This window comes from Halosegnis rubeus, from assembly GCF_009184545.1.
Lineage (GTDB): Archaea > Halobacteriota > Halobacteria > Halobacteriales > Haloarculaceae > Halosegnis > Halosegnis rubeus.
The window spans coordinates 332,113-351,135 of record NZ_QJOW01000001.1 but is presented as its reverse complement, the minus strand read 5'-3'; the positions used below and the strand labels follow the sequence as shown (position 1 = coordinate 351,135).

At 65.8% G+C, this 19,023-nt stretch carries 17 protein-coding genes; 5 read left to right on the top strand and 12 right to left on the bottom strand.

Going from position 1 to position 19,023, the window contains the following annotated elements:
• Positions 1 to 2 precede the first annotated feature (2 nt).
• The 9 genes from DMP03_RS01815 to DMP03_RS01775 form a co-directional block, all read right to left on the bottom strand.
• On the bottom strand, positions 3 to 881 hold the full coding sequence (locus DMP03_RS01815; protein WP_152119023.1) for a segregation/condensation protein A: 879 nt from the start codon (positions 879 to 881) through the stop codon (positions 3 to 5).
• Positions 881 to 4,456 (bottom strand): chromosome segregation protein SMC, encoded by a 3,576-nt coding sequence (gene smc / locus DMP03_RS01810; protein WP_152119022.1) that lies wholly within the window; start codon positions 4,454 to 4,456, stop codon positions 881 to 883. Before smc ends, DMP03_RS01815 begins: the two co-directional genes overlap by 1 nt.
• Positions 4,457 to 4,474: 18 nt before the next feature.
• Positions 4,475 to 4,735 carry a DUF7518 family protein gene (locus DMP03_RS01805; RefSeq protein ID WP_152119021.1) on the bottom strand — a complete coding sequence of 87 codons (261 nt, stop codon included), beginning with the start codon at positions 4,733 to 4,735 and terminating at the stop codon, positions 4,475 to 4,477.
• A gap of 48 nt (positions 4,736 to 4,783) precedes the next feature.
• Positions 4,784 to 7,060: a phosphoenolpyruvate synthase gene (ppsA, locus tag DMP03_RS01800; RefSeq protein ID WP_152119020.1), complete on the bottom strand. Its 2,277-nt coding sequence runs from the start codon at positions 7,058 to 7,060 to the stop codon at positions 4,784 to 4,786.
• 52 nt (positions 7,061 to 7,112) lie between these two features.
• Positions 7,113 to 8,015 carry a PhzF family phenazine biosynthesis protein gene (locus DMP03_RS01795; RefSeq protein ID WP_152119019.1) on the bottom strand — a complete coding sequence of 301 codons (903 nt, stop codon included), beginning with the start codon at positions 8,013 to 8,015 and terminating at the stop codon, positions 7,113 to 7,115.
• Positions 8,016 to 8,055: 40 nt separating this feature from the next.
• Positions 8,056 to 8,517, bottom strand: a complete 462-nt coding sequence (locus DMP03_RS01790) for a nucleoside deaminase (RefSeq protein ID WP_152119018.1) — start codon at positions 8,515 to 8,517, stop codon at positions 8,056 to 8,058.
• Positions 8,518 to 8,607: 90 nt separating this feature from the next.
• Positions 8,608 to 10,167 carry a thermosome subunit alpha gene (thsA, locus tag DMP03_RS01785; protein WP_152119509.1) on the bottom strand — a complete coding sequence of 520 codons (1,560 nt, stop codon included), beginning with the start codon at positions 10,165 to 10,167 and terminating at the stop codon, positions 8,608 to 8,610.
• Between the two features lie 117 nt (positions 10,168 to 10,284).
• On the bottom strand, positions 10,285 to 11,202 hold the full coding sequence (locus tag DMP03_RS01780) for a glycosyltransferase family 2 protein (RefSeq protein ID WP_152119017.1): 918 nt from the start codon (positions 11,200 to 11,202) through the stop codon (positions 10,285 to 10,287).
• Between the two features lie 46 nt (positions 11,203 to 11,248).
• Positions 11,249 to 11,959, bottom strand: a complete 711-nt coding sequence (locus DMP03_RS01775) for a class I SAM-dependent methyltransferase (protein WP_152119016.1) — start codon at positions 11,957 to 11,959, stop codon at positions 11,249 to 11,251.
• Positions 11,960 to 12,043: 84 nt separating this feature from the next.
• Between DMP03_RS01775 and DMP03_RS01770 the strand changes: the two genes are divergently transcribed.
• The 3 genes from DMP03_RS01770 to DMP03_RS01765 all read left to right on the top strand — a co-directional run bounded on the left by DMP03_RS01770 (position 12,044) and on the right by DMP03_RS01765 (position 14,378).
• Positions 12,044 to 12,778 carry a proteasome assembly chaperone family protein gene (locus DMP03_RS01770; protein ID WP_152119015.1) on the top strand — a complete coding sequence of 245 codons (735 nt, stop codon included), beginning with the start codon at positions 12,044 to 12,046 and terminating at the stop codon, positions 12,776 to 12,778.
• Positions 12,778 to 12,921, top strand: coding sequence for a hypothetical protein (locus DMP03_RS14135; RefSeq protein ID WP_172967044.1), 144 nt, complete (start codon positions 12,778 to 12,780; stop codon positions 12,919 to 12,921). The genes DMP03_RS01770 and DMP03_RS14135 overlap by 1 nt, the downstream gene beginning before the upstream one ends.
• A gap of 341 nt (positions 12,922 to 13,262) precedes the next feature.
• Positions 13,263 to 14,378, top strand: a complete 1,116-nt coding sequence (locus DMP03_RS01765; protein WP_152119014.1) for a pyridoxal phosphate-dependent aminotransferase — start codon at positions 13,263 to 13,265, stop codon at positions 14,376 to 14,378.
• Here the strand turns inward: DMP03_RS01765 and DMP03_RS01760 are convergent.
• Positions 14,375 to 15,559, bottom strand: coding sequence for a redox-regulated ATPase YchF (locus DMP03_RS01760; RefSeq protein WP_152119013.1), 1,185 nt, complete (start codon positions 15,557 to 15,559; stop codon positions 14,375 to 14,377). The genes DMP03_RS01765 and DMP03_RS01760 overlap by 4 nt on opposite strands.
• A 30-nt stretch (positions 15,560 to 15,589) precedes the next feature.
• Entirely contained in the window at positions 15,590 to 16,714 is a 1,125-nt protein-coding gene (locus DMP03_RS01755; protein WP_152119012.1) for a polymer-forming cytoskeletal protein, read from the bottom strand.
• A 103-nt stretch (positions 16,715 to 16,817) separates the two neighbouring features.
• Here DMP03_RS01755 and DMP03_RS01750 point away from each other — a divergent pair, with 103 nt between their 5' ends.
• Positions 16,818 to 17,015, top strand: coding sequence for a DUF5800 family protein (locus DMP03_RS01750; RefSeq protein ID WP_152119011.1), 198 nt, complete (start codon positions 16,818 to 16,820; stop codon positions 17,013 to 17,015).
• 37 nt (positions 17,016 to 17,052) lie between these two features.
• On the top strand, positions 17,053 to 17,190 hold the full coding sequence (locus DMP03_RS14130) for a hypothetical protein (protein ID WP_172967043.1): 138 nt from the start codon (positions 17,053 to 17,055) through the stop codon (positions 17,188 to 17,190).
• A 507-nt stretch (positions 17,191 to 17,697) separates the two neighbouring features.
• Here DMP03_RS14130 and pan1 read toward each other — a convergent pair.
• Entirely contained in the window at positions 17,698 to 18,915 is a 1,218-nt protein-coding gene (pan1, locus tag DMP03_RS01745) for a proteasome-activating nucleotidase Pan1 (protein ID WP_152119010.1), read from the bottom strand.
• Positions 18,916 to 19,023 lie beyond the last annotated feature (108 nt).

Sequence of the window (19,023 nt, the reverse complement as noted above, 5' to 3'; positions counted from 1 at the left end):
CGTCAGTCGTCGGCGACGGCCTCGGTACCGTCCGAGACGGCCGCAGGGTCCCGAATCCACAGGTCACCGAACAGGTCGTCCTGCTGGAGCGAGACCTGCCCGCGGTGTGCTAAAAAGAGCAGTCCGAGGAACGTGTCGACGCGACTCCCGCCCGCGTCGTCGATTTCGGCAAACAGGAGTTCGTCGCGGCCCTTGTCGTACTGTTGCTGGCAGGCGAGATACACGTCGGAGACGGTATCTTCCATGTGCTCGTCGTGGGCCGTCCCGAGGGCGTCGGCCTCCCGCGGCTCGTCGTCCATCCGGAAGTCGTCGCCGCCGTGATACGAGAGCGTCTGTGTGCCCCGCGCGTACCCGCCCGCAGAGTCTGAGGTGTCGTAGCTGCGCGACTCCTTCAGCGCCGTCTCGCGTTCGCGCTCGCGGAGTTCACGCACCAACTCGTCGAGCGTCTGTGGCGTGCCACGAGCGTGTTTGCGGTCGAGCCGGCGGTCGATTTCGCTTTCCAACGCGGCGAACGGGTCGTGGTCGTCGCCCATCGACGCGTCCCACGGTTCCTGTTCGGGTTCCGGGTCCGGGTCGTCGTCGGCCACCATCGCGTCGGACTTCATGCGCAAGAGCACCGAGGCGTAAAACAGCGCGCGACCGCCGGCGCGGAGGTCGGCATCGTCCAGCCGGTCGAGGAACTCCTCGGTGACGCGCACGATGTCGATATCCCACGGCTCGATCTCTCCGTCTTTCGCGAGCTGGACGAGCAGCTCGACCGGCTCCACCTCGTCGTCGTCCGACTCCGTTACGTCGAACTCCGAGAGGACGCCGTCGTTTTCGCGCTCTCGCTTCTCCTCGTCGTGGCCGGCGATGGTGAGCGGAATCTCGTCGTCGCCCATCAGTCGTCTGCCGGCACCCCCTGTTCGCTCAGGTCGATACCCGTGACGGCCGAGACGTTCTCGTCGAGCATCGTCACGCCGATGGCGCGCTCGGAGCGTTCGAGCAGCGCCGACCGGTGAGAGACGACGATGAACTGGGCGTCGCCCGCGAGGTCGTCCACCATCTCGCCGACCATCTCGGCGTTGGCCGCATCGAGGAACGCGTCCACCTCATCGAGCGCGTAGAAGGGCGCGGGGTTGTACCGCTGGATGGCGAAGATGAACGCCAGCGCAGTCAGTGACTTCTCGCCGCCGGACATGGCGTCGAGCCGCTGGACCGGCTTGTCGCGCGGCTGGGCCTTCATCGTCATCCCGCCGTCGAACGGGTCCTCGGGATTCTCCAGCGTGAGTTTTCCCGACCCGTCCGAGAGGCGCGCGAAGATGTCCTGAAACTCCTCGTTGATACCCTCGAAGGCGTCCATGAACGTCGCCTTCTTGCGCGTCTCGAACTCCTCGATGCGCTCGCGGATGCCGTCGGCCTCCTCCTGTAACGTGGCGCGTTGCTCTTCGAGCGTGTCGAGGTCGGCCTCGACCTCGTCGTACTCGTCGATGGCGAGCATGTTCACCGGCTCCAGCTCCTCCATCTTGTTTTCCAATTTCGTAATCTGGCCTCTCACGCTGGAGAGGTCGGGAATCTCTTCGGCGTCGTAGTCGCCGACCTCGCTTTCCAGCTCTTCGAGCTCCCATTCGAGTCGTTCGCGAGTCTCGCGCAGGTCGGCGATATCGCTCTCGATGCTCGCGACAGTCGTCTGCTGTTCGTCGCGGGCCTCTTTCGCCTCGCGAACCGTCTCGCGCAGCTGTTCGCGTTCCTCTTTCAGGTCGGCAAGTTCCTCCTCCAGTTCGGCGACGGCCTCGCGTTTCTCCGCCAGCGTCTCCTCGCGCGACTCGATTTCGGCCTCGAACTCCTCGACCTTGCCCTCGGCGTCGGCCTTCTTGTTCTGTGCCGACTCGATGGTGTCGTGGAGGTCCTCGATGGCGTCCTCGGCGTACTGTTTTTCCAGCGAGAGCTCGTTCAGGTCGCCGTCGATGGCGTCCATCCGGTCGGTGAGGTCGTCGATTTCCTCGCGAATCGCCTCGGCATGCTCGTTGAGTTCACGCACCTCGGAGTCCTCGAGTTCTGTCTGGCGCTCCTCGATTTCGGCTTCGAGCGACTCGATTTCGTCGGCCTTCTCGTCTAGCTGCGATTCGATGTCCTCCATCTCGGCCTGCGTCTCCTCGCGCGCCGACTCGATGTCCTCGAGGTCGGCTTCGAACGACTCGATTTCCGACTCGACGGACGCGAGTTCCTCGTCTTTGCGCTCGATGGACGACTCGATGTCGCGCACCTTGTCGGCGGCGTCGCTCTTGCGGTCGCGGGCGTCGTCGAGTCGGTCGTCCACGTCACGGATGTCATCGCGAATCGAACTGCGCTCGTCTTCGAGCGACTGGATCTGCTCTGCGACGCGCTGGAGTTGGCCCTCGCCGCCCTTCTCGAAGGAGTAGCGCGACCCCGAGGTGGAGCCGCCGGTCATCGCGCCGGACTTCTCCACGAGATCACCCGAGAGCGTGACGAGCCGGTACTCGCCCATCAGGTCGCGGGCCGTCTCCATGTCTTCGACGACGAGCGTGTCCCCGAGCACGTAGGAGAACACCTCGGCGTACTGCGGGTCGAAGTCGACGAGGTTGTACGCGAAGTCGACGACGCCGGGCGCGGAGGGCGTCGACCCCAAGCCGCGCGAGTGCATCTCCGTCATCGGGAGGAAGGTCGCGCGGCCGGCGTTGCGGGATTTGAGATACTCGATACACCGCTGACCGACGGAGTCATCGTCGACGACGACGTTCGCCATCCGCCCGCCTGCGGCCGTCTCACACGCCTCGGCGTACTCGGGGGAGACGGAGCCGAGTTGCGCTACCGCACCGTGGACGCCGCCGAGGTTGCCGTTGAGCACCGTCGAGACCGCACGGCCGAACGAGGAGTCGCCCGACTCTCCTGCTCGCGCCTCGATTTCGGCGTACTCCTGTTGTTTGCTCGCGATCTCGTCTTCGATTTCGTCGAGGTCATCTTGGAGGCTCGCCTTCTCGGCTTTCAGGTCGTCGACGACCTCTGAGATGGTGTCGAGATTCGCCTCGGCCTTTTCCAGTTCAGACGCTAAGTCGGACCGCTCGGCTTCGATATCGGGGATCTGTTCGCGGGCCGTCTCGATATTCGATTCGGTCTCGCGCTTCTCGCTGGAGCGACGGCGCGCGTCGTCGAGTAGGCGGTCCTGCTCGCGCTGGAGTTCGTTCTTCTCGTCGCGCAGGGCGTCGAGTCGCTCGCGTCGCTCGTCGATGGCCGCACGCAGTTCCTCGTACTCGGTGTCGAGCTCTGCAATCTCGGCTTCCACCTCATCGAGGGCAGCCTGCTTCTCCTCGCGGTCGGCCTTCAGCGACGCCTTCTGCACCTTCTTGTCGCGGATGTCGCTTTCGAGGTCCTCGACCGTCTCCTGTTTGCGGTCGATCTGGATGAACGCCTGCGAGCGACTGTTTTCCGCCTCCTCGATGCGCTCGCGTTGGGTCTCGATCTTGTCCTCGAACCGGCTGATGTCGCCTTTCAGCTCCTCGATATCGCGTTTGATTTCGAGCTGTTCATCCTCGCCCTTCTGCTCGATGTCGCGGTTCAGGTCGGCGAGGTCCTCTTCGAGACGGGTGACTTTCCCCTGTCGCTCATCGAGCTCGCGCTTCTTGGTGTCGAGGTCGTCCTCGCGAGCGTCGAGGTCGGCTTCCGTCTCGGCGAGCGCCTCGCGCTTCTCCTCGAGTTCTGCGGCCTTCAGATACCCCTCGTACTCCTGTTTCTGCTCGCGAAGCTCCTTGTACTGGAGGGCGGTTTCGCGCTCGTCGGAGAGTTGCTCGAGCCGCTCGCGTTTCTCCTCGATGCGGAGGTCGGCCTCGTCGATGCGCTCTTGGACGGTCTCGAGCTCGTCGAAGGCATCGGCCTTCTTCGCGTCGAACTCGGCGACGCCGGCGATTTCGTCGATGATGCCGCGGCGTGCGTACGGTGACATGGTGATAATCTCGGTCACGTCACCCTGCATCACGACGTTGTACCCCTCGGGCGTGACGCCGGCCTGCGCGAGCAGGTCCTGGATGTCGGAGAGGTTGACCGAGCGGTCGTTCAGATAGTAGTAGGAGTAGTAGTTGTCCGGTTCGGTCTGTTTGACACGCCGGCGAACGCGAATCTCGTCGGTGTCGCCGATATCCTCGCTGCCGGCGGCAGAGACCACCTGCTCGCGGGTGAGGGTGTCGTCCTCGTTGTCGAGGATGACCTCGACGGTCGCCTCGCGCTCGCCGGCGAAGGTGTCGTCGTCGCTGTCGCCGGGGTCGAAGATGAGGTCAGTCAGTTTCTCCGCACGGATGCCGGAGGTGCGGGCGAGACCGAGCGCGAACAGGATGGAGTCGATGATGTTCGACTTTCCGGAGCCGTTCGGCCCGCTGATGGTAGTGAAATCCTCGTAGAAGGGGATTCGGGTCTTGCGCCCGAAGCTCTTGAAATCGTCTAAGACCAGCTCTTTGATGTACATGCGGGGAGGGTGGCCGGCTTACGCGACGATGATTTCGTCGCTGCCGGCGCTTTCCTCATCATTCGACTCCGACTCCTTAGCTTCCGCGTCCGTCGACGTGCCGGTGTCGCCGTCGACGATATCGGAGCTGCCGACCACGTCGTCGAGGTCCGAGCCGAGGTGGTCCTCGACGGCGTGGAGCCGTTCTTTCGTCTCCACGAGTTCGTCGGTGAGGCCGGCGACAGTCGCCTGCAGTTCGGTGACGGTCTCTTCGAGTTCCTCCACGCGATTTCCACTCATAGCTCTATTCGCACACTACAGACGTATAAATCCGCGTCAGACAACGGGTCAGCGAACGGAGTCGAGCAGCAGTTTCTGCTCGACTCGCTTGACCTCGTGTTGGACATCGCGCACGGCGTCGATGTTCGCCGAGATAGATGAGATTCCCTCGTTGACCAGGAAGCGGACCATCTCCGGCTTGGAGCCGGCCTGTCCACAGATGCTCGTCGCCACGTCGTGTTCGCGACACGTCTGAATAACCTCACCGATAAGCGAGAGGACGGCCGGGTGGAGTTCATCGAACCGGTCGGCGACGTTCTCGTTGTTGCGGTCCACGGCCAGCGTGTACTGGGTGAGGTCGTTCGTCCCGAACGAGGCGAAGTCGATGCCGGCCTCACACATCGACTCGACGGTGAGCGCCGCCGCGGGCGTCTCGACCATCACGCCCCACTTCCGCTTGTCGAGGTCGATGCCGCTCTCTTCGAGCAGCTTGCGCGCTTTGAGCACGTCCTCGGCGTCGTTGACGAGCGGGAACATGATCTCGACGTTGTCGTACCCCATGTCGAACAGCCGGCGGAACGCCTCGAGTTCGTGCGCGAACGTGTCAGGGCGGTCGAGCGAGCGTCGAATCCCGCGGTAGCCGAGCATCGGATTGTGCTCGTGTGGCTCGTCGTCGCCGCCCTCCAACTGCCGGAACTCGTCGGTCGGCGCATCGAGCGTGCGAACGCGGACGGGCCGGGGATAAAACTCGTCCGCGACGCCGCGGACCCCCTCGACTATCTCCTCGATGTACGCTTCCTCGCCGTGGTCGGCGATGTAGCGTTCGGGCGTCTTGTTCGTCGAGAGAATCATGTGTTCCATGCGGAGCAGGCCGACGCCGTCGGCTCCGGTCTGTGCGGCGCGGTGGGCGGCCTCGGGAATCGAGACGTTCACTTTCACCTCCGTAGCCGTCATGGGCTTTACGGGATTCTGGGGGCGCACGTCGGCGTGCTCTTCAGTCTCCTCCTCGGGTTCGGCCTCGCCGGCCATCACTGTTCCTTTGTCCCCGTCCATCGTGACCGGCTGGTCGTCCGAGAGGGTCTCGGTCGCGTTGCCGGCCCCGACCACGGCCGGAACGCCGAGTTCGCGAGAGACGATGGCCGCGTGTGAGGTCATCCCGCCCTCGTCTGTGACGATGCCGGAGGCGCGTTTCATCGCCGGGACCATGTCGGGAGTGGTCATCTCGGTGACGATGATGTCACCCTCGCCGACCTTATCGAGTTGGTCGAGCTTGCGGACGATGCGGACGGGACCGGCGACGATACCCGGCGAGGCACCGAGTCCGCGGACGAGCACGTCGCCGTCGTTCTCGTCGACGGCCGGCTCCGTCGACTCGTCTGCGTCGTCGGGAATCGTCGTGATCGGTCGCGACTGGAGCATGTACACCTCGCCGTCGACGAGCGCCCATTCGACGTCCTGCGGGCTGTCGTAGTGGGCCTCGGCGCGGTTGCCGAGCTCGACCAGTCGCTCAATCTCCTCGGGTTCGAGCACCGGCGCGGTGCGTTTCTCCTCGCTCACCTCGCGCTCGACCGTCTCCCCGGTCTCGGAATCCTTCTCCATCAGGAGCTTCTTGTCGGCGACGGTGTGTTCGAGCACCTCGCCGGTGTCGCGGTCGACGACGTAGTTGTCCGGCGAGACGGAACCGGAGACGACGGCCTCGCCGAGTCCCCACGCGGCCTCGATGATGAGTTTCGGCTCGCCCGTCGACGGGTGAGACGTAAAGAGGACACCAGACTTCTCGGCGTCGACCATCCGCTGGACGACGACGGCGATGTCGACGGCCTCGTGGTCAAAGCCCTGTTCGTTTCGGTAGTAGATGGCGCGTTGGGTGAACAGCGACGCCCAACACTCCTTGACGCGCTGGATGAGTTTCTCCCCCTGTATGTTGAGGAACGTCTCCTGTTGGCCTGCGAAGGAAGCGTCGGGCAGGTCCTCCGCGGTCGCCGACGACCGAACGGCCACGAAGGCGTCACCGTCATCGAGGTCGGCGTAGGCGTCAAGCATCGCCTCGCGGATCGGTTCTGGCATCTCCGTCCCGAGAATAAGCTGTTCGGCACGCGATTCGGCCTCAGCGAGTGCCCCCGAATCATCAGAGTCGACGTCGACCGCCTCGAACAGTTCCTCGGCGATACCCGTCTCCTCGATGAACGAGCGGTAGCTCCCTGCGGTGACGACGAAGCCCGGCGGCACCGGCAGTCCGGCACTCGTCATCTCACCGAGCGACGCCCCTTTCCCACCGACGACGGCGAGGTCATCTGAGCCGAGTGCGTCGAGCCAGCGGACCACGTCCTCCGCGCCCTGTGTCATTACCCGAGCGTTCCTATCCCGCTACCTTAGGTCGTTCGAATACTGTCAACCGCTACGCCTCCAGAATCTCGTCGTCGTCGTCCACAGGGAGTCGTATCTCGCCGTCGAGGGCCGTAACAGCAGTTCCACCGACCCGAACCCGGCCCTCGGTCGTCGCCGCGCTCGCGTCCACGCGGACGAGTCCGTCGCGGTCGAGGAAGTGCCCTTGCTCGAACAGCATCTCCTCGGGCGTCGGGTCGAACGCGCCGAATCGGTCGAGATACGCTCCACACGCACCGGAGGCAGTCCCGGTCACGGGGTCCTCGGGGACGCCGGCACCCGGGACGAAACACCGGCCGTGGAGCGTCGACTCTGCTTCGAGCGTGTCGAAGGTGAACGCGTAGACGCCCCGGCAGTCGTGGTCCGCGGCAAGCGTCTCGATAGCCGCCATGTCGGGCGACATCTTGCTCAAATCAGAGAGGTATTCGACGGGCACCATCAGGAACGGGAGACCGGTCGATGCCCGCGCAAGCGGCAGGTCGGCGCCGAGCCCAGACAGCCCGGTCTCGCGAATGCCGAGCGTCTCGGCCACCTCGGCGTGGGTCGCGTCCACTTTCGCAACCTCGGGAGCGTTCTGTCGCATCCACACGGTCTCGCCGTCGAGTTCGATATCGAGGACGCCGACGTTCGTTTCGAGGGTGTGGGTACCTTCGCCGATGTCGTCGGCGAGGAAGGCGTGAGTCGCGATGGTCGCGTGGCCACAGAGGTCGACCTCTTCGGTCGGCGTGAAGTAGCGGAGCCGGCGGTCGGCCGCGTCGCTCGCGCGCACGAACGCCGTCTCGGATGCGCCCAGTTCACTCGCGATGGCCTGCATCTGTGAGTCGGAGAGGTCGTCGGCGTCCGGGACGACCCCGGCGGCGTTGCCGGCGAACGGTTCCTGCGTGAAGGCGTCGACGAGCAGGGCGCGACGGGTCATGCTCGAGTTGTCGCTCCGGCGCGGCAGAAAGCTTGCGTCTCTACCACCACTCGGTGTGAATCTGTTCGCCCGCGTCCGGGAGGACGGGACCCACGACCGGAACCGCGGCGCTGCCGCGCTCGAAGATGTCGGCCGACGGCACCACGAGGTCGTTGTTCGCCACCTCGCCGGCCCGCTCTGCAGACACGGAGTAGACAACGCCGCCGAGCTTCGCGATGTAGATTCCGCCCGAACACATCGCACACGGCTCCGTGCTCGTGTACATGACCGTCTCACGGCACTGCTCGCAGGTGAACTCACTCGCGGCCCGCCGCGCCAGGGTCAACTCCGGATGCCGACAGATGTCGTCGGCGGAGTTGACGGCGTTGCGTTCCTCCATGACGATTTCCCCGTCGCGGACGAGCACGGAGCCGAACGGCTCGTCGCCGCGCTCGCCGGCTTCCCGCGCCAGTTCGAGTGCCCGCTTCATGTGCTGTTCGTGCTCGAGGGCGTCGATGTCCATACGCGACCCTCGCGGGGGACGAACTTGAGTGTGGGCGAGCGCCGTGGCTATCGGCGATAATAGAAAAGCGAGGAGCCGGGAACTGCGTCGTTAGCTCGACGAGATGACGTCGTCGATGCGGGCGATCATCGTCGCGGCCTCGGTGGCGGACTCCGCGGCCTCGCGCTTGACGGCCGCGGGGTCGAGGACGCCGGCGTCGACGGGGTCGCCGACGTTGCCGGACTGACCCTCGGAGATGAGGCCCGCGACGCCCTCGCTGTCGTGGCGGTTGCGCAGGTCCACAAGCGCGTCGATGGGGTCGAGTCCCGTGTTCTCGGCGAGCGTGCGCGGGAGCACGTCGACCGCATCGGCGAAGGCCTCGACGGCCAGCTGCTTGCGCCCCTCGACGGAGGTCGCGCCGGAGCGGACGGCGTCGGCGATGGCGATTTCGGTCGCGCCGGCACCGGGAACGACGCCGCCCTCGGTGAGCGCCGCGATGACGACGTCGAGCGCGTCGTTGAGCGCGCGTTCGAGTTCGTCGGCGACGTGCTCGGTTCCGCCGCGCACGAACAGCGTGACGGTCTCGGCGTTCTCGCCGCCCTCGACGAACGTGAGGTCGTCGCCGCCGTAGCTCTCGACGTGGATGGAGTCGGCGTGGCCGAGGTCAGCCGATTCGAGGTCCTGCAGCGAGCCGACCGTGGTCGACCCCGTCGCGCGGGCGATAGCAGAGGCGTCGTCGTCGGAGACGCTCTCGACGGCGAGCACGTCCTCTTTGCCAAGGACGGAGGCGACGCGGTCGGCGATGTCGCCCGTGACGAACGCCACGTCGACGCCGGCGTCGACGAGCGTGTCCGCGTAGCCAGCGAGTTCCTCCTCTTCGGCGTCGAGCGCCTGCTCGAGCTGGCTCACGTCGGTGACGTTGTACTCGGCGTCGATGTTGGCCTCCTGTAAGTCGAGGTCCAGGTCGAGGACGGCGACGTTGGCGGCTTCGACAGAACGAGGCATCGCGGCGTGTGCCGGCTCCTCCTCGGTGATGACGCCCTCGACGAGTTCGGTCGCGGACGCGCCGGCACCCGTCTGGGTGCGGAGCGCGATGTCGTTGCGCGCGATGCCGTCGCCGGTCTCGGCGTGGCGGACGGCGGCGACGACGGTCTCGGCCAGCGCGCCGGCGTTGATGTCACCCGTTCCCTTGCCGGTCATGGAAGAGGCGGCGACCGACTGGAGCAGGTCGTCGTCGAGTTCCTCGTCGAGGACGAGGTCGTCGATGGCGTCGAGCGCGAGCTGGCTCGCGGCGTGGTACCCCTCGACGATTGTCGTCGGGTGTACGTCGTCGTCGAGCAGGTCTTCGGCCTGTGCGAGCAGTTGGCCGGCGAGCACGGACGCAGTCGTCGTGCCGTCGCCGACCTCTTCCTCCTGTGTAGAGGCGACCTCGACGATCATCTGAGCCGCGGGGTGCTCGATATCCATCTTCTCGAGGATGGTCGCCCCGTCGTTCGTGATGACGACGTCCCCGGAGTCGGAGACGAGCATCTTGTCCATCCCGCGGGGACCGAGCGTCGTGCGGACCGTCTCGGCGACGGCTTTTCCGGCCTGAATGTTCGACGACTGCGCGTCCTCGCCGCGGGTTCGCTCTGCGTCCTCGGAGAGAATGAACATGGGCTGTCCGCCCATCGCGCGCTGTTGCTGTTGAGCCATAATCATCTGATATGTGGTCTGCAGTTCTATATAAATACTTCGCTCCGGCGCGGAGTGAACCGCCAGACGGGAGGCGTGTGAACACGCCCCACGTCAGTCGCGTCTGTCGTGGACGGCGACGGCGCGGTCGGCACGCGCGGAGAGTCCGTTCGGGTTTCGGCGAGGCGTCCGGTCGCCCAGTCGGGCGCGAACGCCCTTCGTTAACCCGCCGAGCGTCCCGGTGAACACATCACGGCCGTTGCCGGCCCACCGCGAGGGCGTCCCTTCGCCGCCGAGCACGTCGCGTGCGGCACCGGCACCGTCTGCGACCGCGTGGCGAGCGACTCGATAGGCGACCGTCGGCCGGAGACCGTAGTTTTTGACGAGGCGGTAGGTGAGCGACCGGTAGCGCCACTGCCAGTTCGGGCCGTCGCCGCCGTCGGCGAGGACGGACGGCTGTATCGCGGTGTCGCTGCGCCTGGTCGCGGTCATCGACGGCTCCCAGTGGACGGACTCCTCGATGGCGGCGAGCCGGTGTGCGATATCGCGTGCCCCGCCTACGTCGAGCGACTCGTCGAAGCCGTCGAGTTCGGTGAGCACGTCCCGGGAGAAGGCCGCGTTCCCGCCGTCGAGGTAGGTGACCTGTCGGCCGCCGATGGTCCGAGACTCGGGACCGTCCGAAGCCGGCTCGTCGGGCGCGTGGACCGGACCGGTCGTGGCTACGGCGTCGGCGAGACCGCGCTCAACGGCGTCGGTCCAGCCGGCATCGACGGTGAGGTCGTGTGAGACGAAGGCGACGGCGTCTCCCCGGGCGAGCTGGATGCCGGCGTTGCGGGCGACGTTGACGTTCCGGGCGTCGATTTCGACGAGCACGTCTACGTCGTCGCGTTCACGACACATTCCGGAGGTGCCGTCAGCAGAGGGACCGTTGACGACGAGACACTCGGTCGGGTCGGCGGCAGAAAGCGCGCCGAGACAGGCCGCGAGCTGGTCGCGGCTGTTGAGCGTCGGCACGACGACCGAGAGCTTCATACCCGGCTTGCGAGACGAACCGACAAAAGCGCGCCGGTGTCGCCTCTCACTCCGAGACGGTGGCGTTCCAGTACGAGACGGAGGCGAGGGGACGACCGAGCGGCGTCTCGCCGACGGCCTTGTCGAGCCTGCGGACGGGCTTTGCGAGCGCGTTCGGCACCTGACGATAGAAGCCGTACGGCGCGACGAAGTCGTGTTCCGAGCCGGCGAGGCTGAGTCCCGCACCGGAGAGCAGTCGGGACACCTCCTCGTCGCTGTAGAGTCGCGACCCCATCGGGAGCAGCCAGTTGTAGATGGAGCGCGTGGAGCCGCGTTTGAACGTGTCGAAAAACACCTGCGAGTTCGAGACGCGGGCCATCTCGCCGAGGAACGACGCCGGCGTGTCCGCGAGATGGAAAAACCGCATCCCGAAGACGGCGTCGAAGTGGTCGTCGGGGAACGGGAGGCGAGCGGCGTCGCCGCGCATGAACTGGAGGTGATCTTCGACGCCGAGTTCGCGAGCGCGCTGGCGGCCCTGCTGGAGCATCGCCGCGGAAATGTCCACGCCGATGATGTCGGCTCCGGCCTCCGCGAGCATCGCAGTGAACCGACCCGTCCCGCAGGCGACTTCGAGCACCTTCTTCCCCTCAAGCGGGGCGAGCGCGCGGAGCACGGCCTCCCGCTCCCGCTCGTCGATGAGCTGTCCGCCCCGGGAGAATCGCTTGTCGTCGTACTCCTCGGCAACGTCGTCGGCCTGGTACCACTCGGCTCCCTTCACTATGCCAGACTGCTCGCGCCTGACTTATGAACGTATTGAACCGCGGTGTGGAGTATTTATACACGACCGCGCCGAACGCCGGCCATGGCAGAAGTCGAGATACACGCCGACGCGACGTTCGACGAGCCGACGCTCATCGAGGGACTTCCCGGCGCGGGGCTGGTCGGTAAGATCACCGCCGACCACCTCGTCGAGGAGCTCGACATGGAGTGGCTCGGCTCCTGTTACTGTGACGGGCTGCCGCAGGTGTCGGTCTACCGGGGCGAGTCGATGGAGACGATGCCGCCGGTACGCATCTACGGGGACGACGACCGCGACCTGCTCGTGCTCCAATCTGACGTGCCCGTCTCTCCCTCGCAGGCGTCTGCGTTCACCGGCTGTCTCGTCGGCTGGCTCGAATCCGAATCCGTCTTTCCGGTGTTCCTCTCCGGACTTCCCGAGGAGAAAGGCGAGGTGCCGGGCGTCTACGGCATCGCGACCGGCGACGGCACCGACCGGCTGGCCGACACGGACGTGACGCCGCCGGAGCAGGGTGGTCTCATCTCCGGGCCGACGGGCGCGCTCGTCCACGCCGCAAACAAGCGCGACCTCGACGGCGTCGCGCTCATCGCCCAAAGCGAGGTGCAGTTCCCCGACCCCGAGGCGGCACGCACGGTCATCACCCGCGCCATCGAGCCGCTCGTCGACATCGAAATCGAGACGGAAACGCTCGTCGAGCGGGCAGAAGAGATTCGCGCCGCCCGCGAACGGCTCGCCCAGCAGGTCCACGAGGGCGACGACGAGTCGACTAAGGCGACGGCCATCCGGGGGTTCCAGTAATGAGCGACGACGCTATCGACCAGTTCGTCCGGAAAGCCGACCGCGCCTTCGAAGAGTACGACGAGGGGTACGCCAATCCCGACGCCACACTCCGCAAACTCCGCAGCTACGTCGACGAGCTCAAGCGCGAACGCGACGACTGACGGCGACCTTACGTCCCGCACGACGCCCGAGCGGGGACACGTCGCAACGCCGCGAATCTGCCCGCCGACGAGATCCACGACGACACCGCACGGACCGCCTCCGAGAACGGTGTTCGACTGGCGCTGTGTTCGAACAGGCTCACTCGCGGATGAGCTCGCGAACTCGTCCCTGATACTCGGTGAACGCCTGGCTGGTGCGCGAGCGCGGCCGGTCGAGGTCCACCTCCACTAACTGCTTTACGGTCCTGGCGTCCTCACGACGATGCGGTCGGCGAGTTGCTTGTAGACGCCACTCGCAGGCTAACGGGAACCGTTAATCCGGTCCGGTCGCTTGCTCCGGTATGTCACGCTTTTCCGACCGGGTGGAGGCGATTTCCATCTCGGGGATTCGCGAGGTGTTCGAGGCTGCGAGCGACGACGCAATCAACCTCGGCTTGGGCCAGCCTGATTTCCCGACGCCGGCACACGCCCGCCGCGGCGCAATCGAGGCCATCGAGGCCGGGGAGGTGGACGCCTATACCTCAAACAAGGGGACCATCGGGCTGCGTGAGGCTGTCGCGCAGAAACACGCTCGCGATAACGACCTCGACGTGGACCCGAACGACGTTATCGCGACCGCCGGCGGGAGCGAGGCGCTCCACCTCGCGATGGAGGCCCACGTGAACGAGGGCGAGGAGGTCATCTTCCCGGACCCCGGCTTCGTCGCCTACGACGCTCTGGCGAAGCTCGCGGGCGGCACCCCAAAGCCCGTCGCCTTACGCGACGACCTCACCCTCGACCCCGCAGCCGTCGAGGAGGCGATTACCGACGACACGGCCGTGTTCGTCGTCAACTCACCGGCGAATCCGACGGGGACGGTCCAGTCGCCCGAAGATATGCGCGAATTCGCCCGCATCGCCGACGAACACGACGTGCTCTGTCTCTCCGACGAGGTGTACGAACGGATTATCTTCGAGGGCGAACACCGCTCGCCGATGGAGTTCGGCGAGAACGTCGCCGTCGTGAACGCCTGCTCGAAGACCTACTCGATGACCGGCTGGCGGCTCGGGTGGGTCACCTCGACCACCGATCGCATCGAGCGCATGCTCCGGGTCCACCAGTACGTGCAGGCTTGCGCGTCGGCCCCGGCACAGTACGCCGCCGAAGCCGCGCTCTCTGGCCCACAGGACGTGGTGACCGAGATGCGCGACGCCTTCCACGAGCGCCGTGACGTGTTGCTCGACGGGCTCGCCGACATGGGATTGGAGACACCGACGCCACAGGGTGCGTTCTACGCGATGCCACGCGTCCCCGAGGGGTGGGTCGACGCCGTCATCGACGAGGGCGTCGTGGTCGTCCCCGGTGAGGCGTTCGGCGACCACGGCGCTGGCCATGCGCGTATCTCGTATGCTGTCGACGTGGAGACGCTGAAAGAAGCGCTCGACGCGATGCGGGCGGCGACCGAACGCGTCAGCTAGCTCGCGGTCGAGACGATTTTCACCACGTCACCCTCGGTGAGTTCGTGGTCCTCGCCGACGCGGCGGTCCGCGCGGGCGTCGACCGCGTGGAGGTAACCGTCGCCGATATCCGAGTGAACGGCGTACGCGAGATCCTTCGGCGTCGCACCGGTATCGAGGAGGAAGGCGTCCGGGAGCGTGTTGCCCTGTCCGTCGGTCCAGCGCGTTTCGTTTTGGACGGGGTAGGCAGTAATCTGGTCGAGATGGTCATAGACTGCGGTGTCCAGGGCAGCCTGCACGCCCGTCCCACCGAACTGAGTCATCACCTCGCGAATCTGATCGAGTCCGTCGGCTTGCGCCTCGGACACGTCGCCGCGAATCTCGAAGTCGGCGTCGCCGGGGTCGTAGTCGATGACGCCAGCTTCCCCAGCGGTCCGGAGCGCGAGTTCACCCTCCGCAGTGCAGGGGACGACGGGACCGCTCGCCGCCTCGCGAAGCGCTTCGATGTTCTCCGCCGGCGCGATATCGGCCTTGTTAGCGACGACGACGATCGGCTTTGTCTCGCGGCGAAACGCCTCGGCCAACCGCTCGCGGTCATCGTCTTCCCACGCCTGCGGCGCGGCGGGGTACTCGACACTTCGGAGGACGCGGGCGACGCTCGCGGCCGTCCCGCCGACACCGGTAAGCACCTCGGTCAACGCGTCGTCGATATCGAAGTCGGGCGAACGAGATTGCCGGGTGACCGTCTCCCAGTTGTCCGTGAGGATGCCCGCAATCCAGAGGTCCATTTCGCGTTCGATGAACTCGACGTCGTTCGTGGGGTCGTAACTGCCCGTCTCGACCGGTTCACCCTCGGCGTTCGTCCCGCCCGACGCGTCCACGACGTTCAGTATCACGTCGGCGTTCGAGAGCGCGTCGAGGAACTGATTGCCGAGACCCTTCCCCTCGTGGGCCCCGGGGACGAGACCGGCCACGTCGAGCAGTTCGACCGGGACGTAGCGTTTCCCGTCGTGGCAGTTCTCGTTGCCACACCGCTTCTCGCGGTCGAGACACGGACACTCCGTCCGGACGTGCGTGACGCCGCGATTCGGGTCGATGGTCGTGAACGGGTAGTTTCCGATGTCCACGTCGGCCATCGTCGCGGCCTTGTAAAACGTCGATTTACCGGCGTTGGGCTTGCCGGCGAGCGCGACCGAGAGCATACGCCCGGTATCGGGGGGCGATAGAAGGGCCTACCGCTTTTCTGCTTCGGCGAGCGCCCCGGCGAGACCGTCGTCGCTGTGGCCCTCCTCCGAGTCCGCCGTCTCCTCGGCGTCGGGGATTGCGACCGTCTCGGTCGTCTCCCGCTCGCCAGTGTTGTCCGTCTCATCCTCCGCGACCCGTCGAACCGCCTGTTCGACCTCGACGACAGCCGACTCGACGCTGGGCTCGGCGTCGGACTCCCCGCCAGCATCGCCGTGCGTCTCCTCGTCCGTAACGCGGACGATGGCCGACTCTACGTCGGCATCGGTGTCGGTGACCGGAACGTCGCTACTGACGACCTGAATCTCGCCGCGGGCACGGAGGGTCCCGTCGATAGTGGCACGGTCGTCGAGTTCGAGGTGCTCACAGGCCACGTCGCCGCGGATGTGGACGCCGGGGCTGATGGTGACCGTGCCACCGCGAGTCGTCACGTCGCCGTGGACGGCGGTGTTCGCGCCGATAGTGATGTCGGATTTCGCGCGGAGGCTCCCGAACAGCTCGGTGTCGGCACCGATATCGAGCTCGGTCGCGCGGATATTGCCGTGGAGCCGGCAGTTCGAGCCGACGCTCGCGGGCGTGGAGACGCGCCACGCGTCGTCGGAGACGTGCGACGAGCGCGGAATGAGGACGGGGTCAGCCTCCCGTTCGGCGTCAAGCGTCTCGAACACCTCCTCGGCGGCCGCCTCTTCGCCGAGTCGCAGGAGTTGGGCGAGATAGATGAACAGGAAGACGACGGTCGGTACGGGGTTGCGGATGACGATCCAACCATTGGCTTCGAACCCCTCCTCGATATCCACGTCGTCGCCAATGTCGATATCGCCAGAGACCATCAACTGGCCGGCGATGTGGACACGCTCACCGAGGTAGGCGTCCTCGCCGACGAGAACGTTGCCGTCAACGTCACACCACATGTCGAGTCGACAGTCGCCGTCGGCCTCGATGTCGCCGCCGAACTTGACGCGCTCGCCGGCGACGACGTTCTGGCCGCGGACGCCGAACTCGACGGTCGACTGCCCGCCGACGATGATGTCGCCGTCGGCGACGAGATCGTGTTCTTCGACGTGGGTGCCGTCGGGAATCGCGAGTCGGTCCAGCGGGTCGGACCGGAGTGACATATCTGTGTCTGGATATGCCGACACATAATCCCTCCGGGGCGTCAGACGGGCGTACGACACCCCAGAGCGTGCGGCTTTTGCTCGCGCACGGAGTACGGGAGATATGACGATTCTCTCCTTCGACGAACAGGGTGTCGACGTGGTGTACGAGGGGACGGAGTTCCGATTGGAGAAGACGCTCATCGAGGACGCGACCCAGAAGGAGTATCCGGAGGTGACCGACCACGAGGTGTTGAAGCTGGTGGAGTCGGACCCGTCGCTGTCGGGTGAGCCACGCCGCGTCAGCGATATCCTCGCCTGACCGGAACCACTAAGCGAGTCGCTCCGAACACGAACGTATGGCACCCGATATCAGCGCGTACGACCACCCGTCGTGGCGAGTCATCCTGAGCACCGCCGCGAGCTACGGCATCGTGCTCGCCGTGATGACCGTCCTGCTGTTCGGTATCCCGTACGCGCTGTTCACGTTCCTGTAACGCCGGCTTGGCGAGCAGACAGCCCACGCACCGCCCGGTAGCAGGTGGGCTGTGCTCCCGCCGTGGCCCACTACCGCCCGTCTCAGGTGGTGGGTCGTCTGGTTGCGGCTTCCTACTTGAACTGTGAGCTGAGGGGCTGCGGTGGCGGTCTGCTGTAGGTAGTGTTGATATACGGTGGCGTGCGGCTTGGCGCACCTCATGTGCGCCGGCGCTCGTACGAGGGACGACGAAGCGAACGCAGTGAGCGACGGAGTCGGCTGGGGAGGCTCGTGGACGCCGAAAGCATCCGCTCGCGGAGCGAGCGGTTCACCGGCGCGAACAACTTGAGCGCCGGCTGTGGTCTTTTCATGTCCTCGTGAGCGAAGCGAACGAGGGCTGGCGAGACGCGTCGCGTCTCGCGGTGAACGTTTTGCCGCCGAGCGGATTGCCGGCTACGCCGGCAATCTATTCCGTGGCGGCGAAGCCGCCACGCGCTGCGCTACGCGCACCCGAGGCTGGAAAAGGTTCTCATGCGAAGGTCTTCGAGACCTCGCCGTCCTCCGCGTCGTCCTCGTGGTCAATCTTCTCCCACGCCTGCTCGAAGTCCTCCGTGCGGACCTCGGTCCGGTCGTCACGGATCGCGAACATGCCGGCCTCAGTACAGACGGCCTTGATTTCTGCCCCCGAGGCGGTGGTCGCGATGTCGGCGAGTTCGGCGAAGTCGACCTCGTCGGCGACGTTCATGTCGCGGGTGTGAATCTCGAAGATGAGCTCGCGACCCTCGGCGTCGGGTTTCGGCACCTCGATGAGGCGGTCGAAGCGGCCCGGTCGGAGGATGGCGCGGTCGAGCATATCGAAGCGGTTGGTCGCGGCGATGATCGAGATGTCACCGCGCTCCTCGAAGCCGTCCATCTCCGAGAGGAGCTGCATCATCGTGCGCTGGACCTCGGCGTCCCCCGACGTCTTCGAGTCGGTGCGCTTTGCCGCGATGGCGTCGATCTCGTCGATGAAGATGACCGCCGGCTGGTATTGGCGGGCGAGTTCGAACAGGTCACGGACGAGCTTCGCACCCTCACCGATGAACTTGTGGACCAACTCCGAGCCGGCCATCCGGATGAACGTGGCGTCCGTCTGGTTCGCGACGGCCTTCGCGAGCATCGTCTTGCCCGTCCCCGGCGGGCCGTGGAGCAGCACGCCGCTCGGCGCGTCGATGCCGACATCGTCGAACATCTCCGGGCTTTCAAGCGGGAGTTCGACGGTTTCCCGGACCTCCTCCATCTGGGCGTCGATGCCGCCGATGTCCTCGTACCCCACGTCCGGCTTCTGTTCGACCTCCATCACGCGGGCACGAACGTCCGTCTCGTCGTCGAGCTGCTTGACGACTGACAGGGAGTTGTTGACGGCGACGCGGTCGTCCGGCGCGAGGTCCTCGCGGAGTTCGTCGGTCACGTCCGTCAGTGCCTCCTGGTTGTTGCCGTGCTGTTTGATGACGACGCCCTCGTCGGTCAGCTCTTGGACCGTCGCGACGAACAGCGGCGACTGCTTGAGCTTCTTGTTCTCGTGGGTGAGCCGTTCGAGCTTCTGTTGATACTTGTTGTTCTCCGCGTTCGCGTCCAACAGCTTGTCGCGCATCTCCTCGTTTTGCGCCTCAATCGTCTCCAACTGCTCGCGCAGTGAGTCGAGTTTCTCCTGCTTCGAGTCCCCCTCGTCGTACGGGAGCTCAACGTTCTCGACAGTGTCAGTCATTACTCTATGTAGCGCGTGTACTTATAAGAGACTTCGGGTGACGCGAAATCCGACCGTTTCGCTCCGCCATCTCCGACTCTCATCGGAGGACGGCGTGATTGTTATATG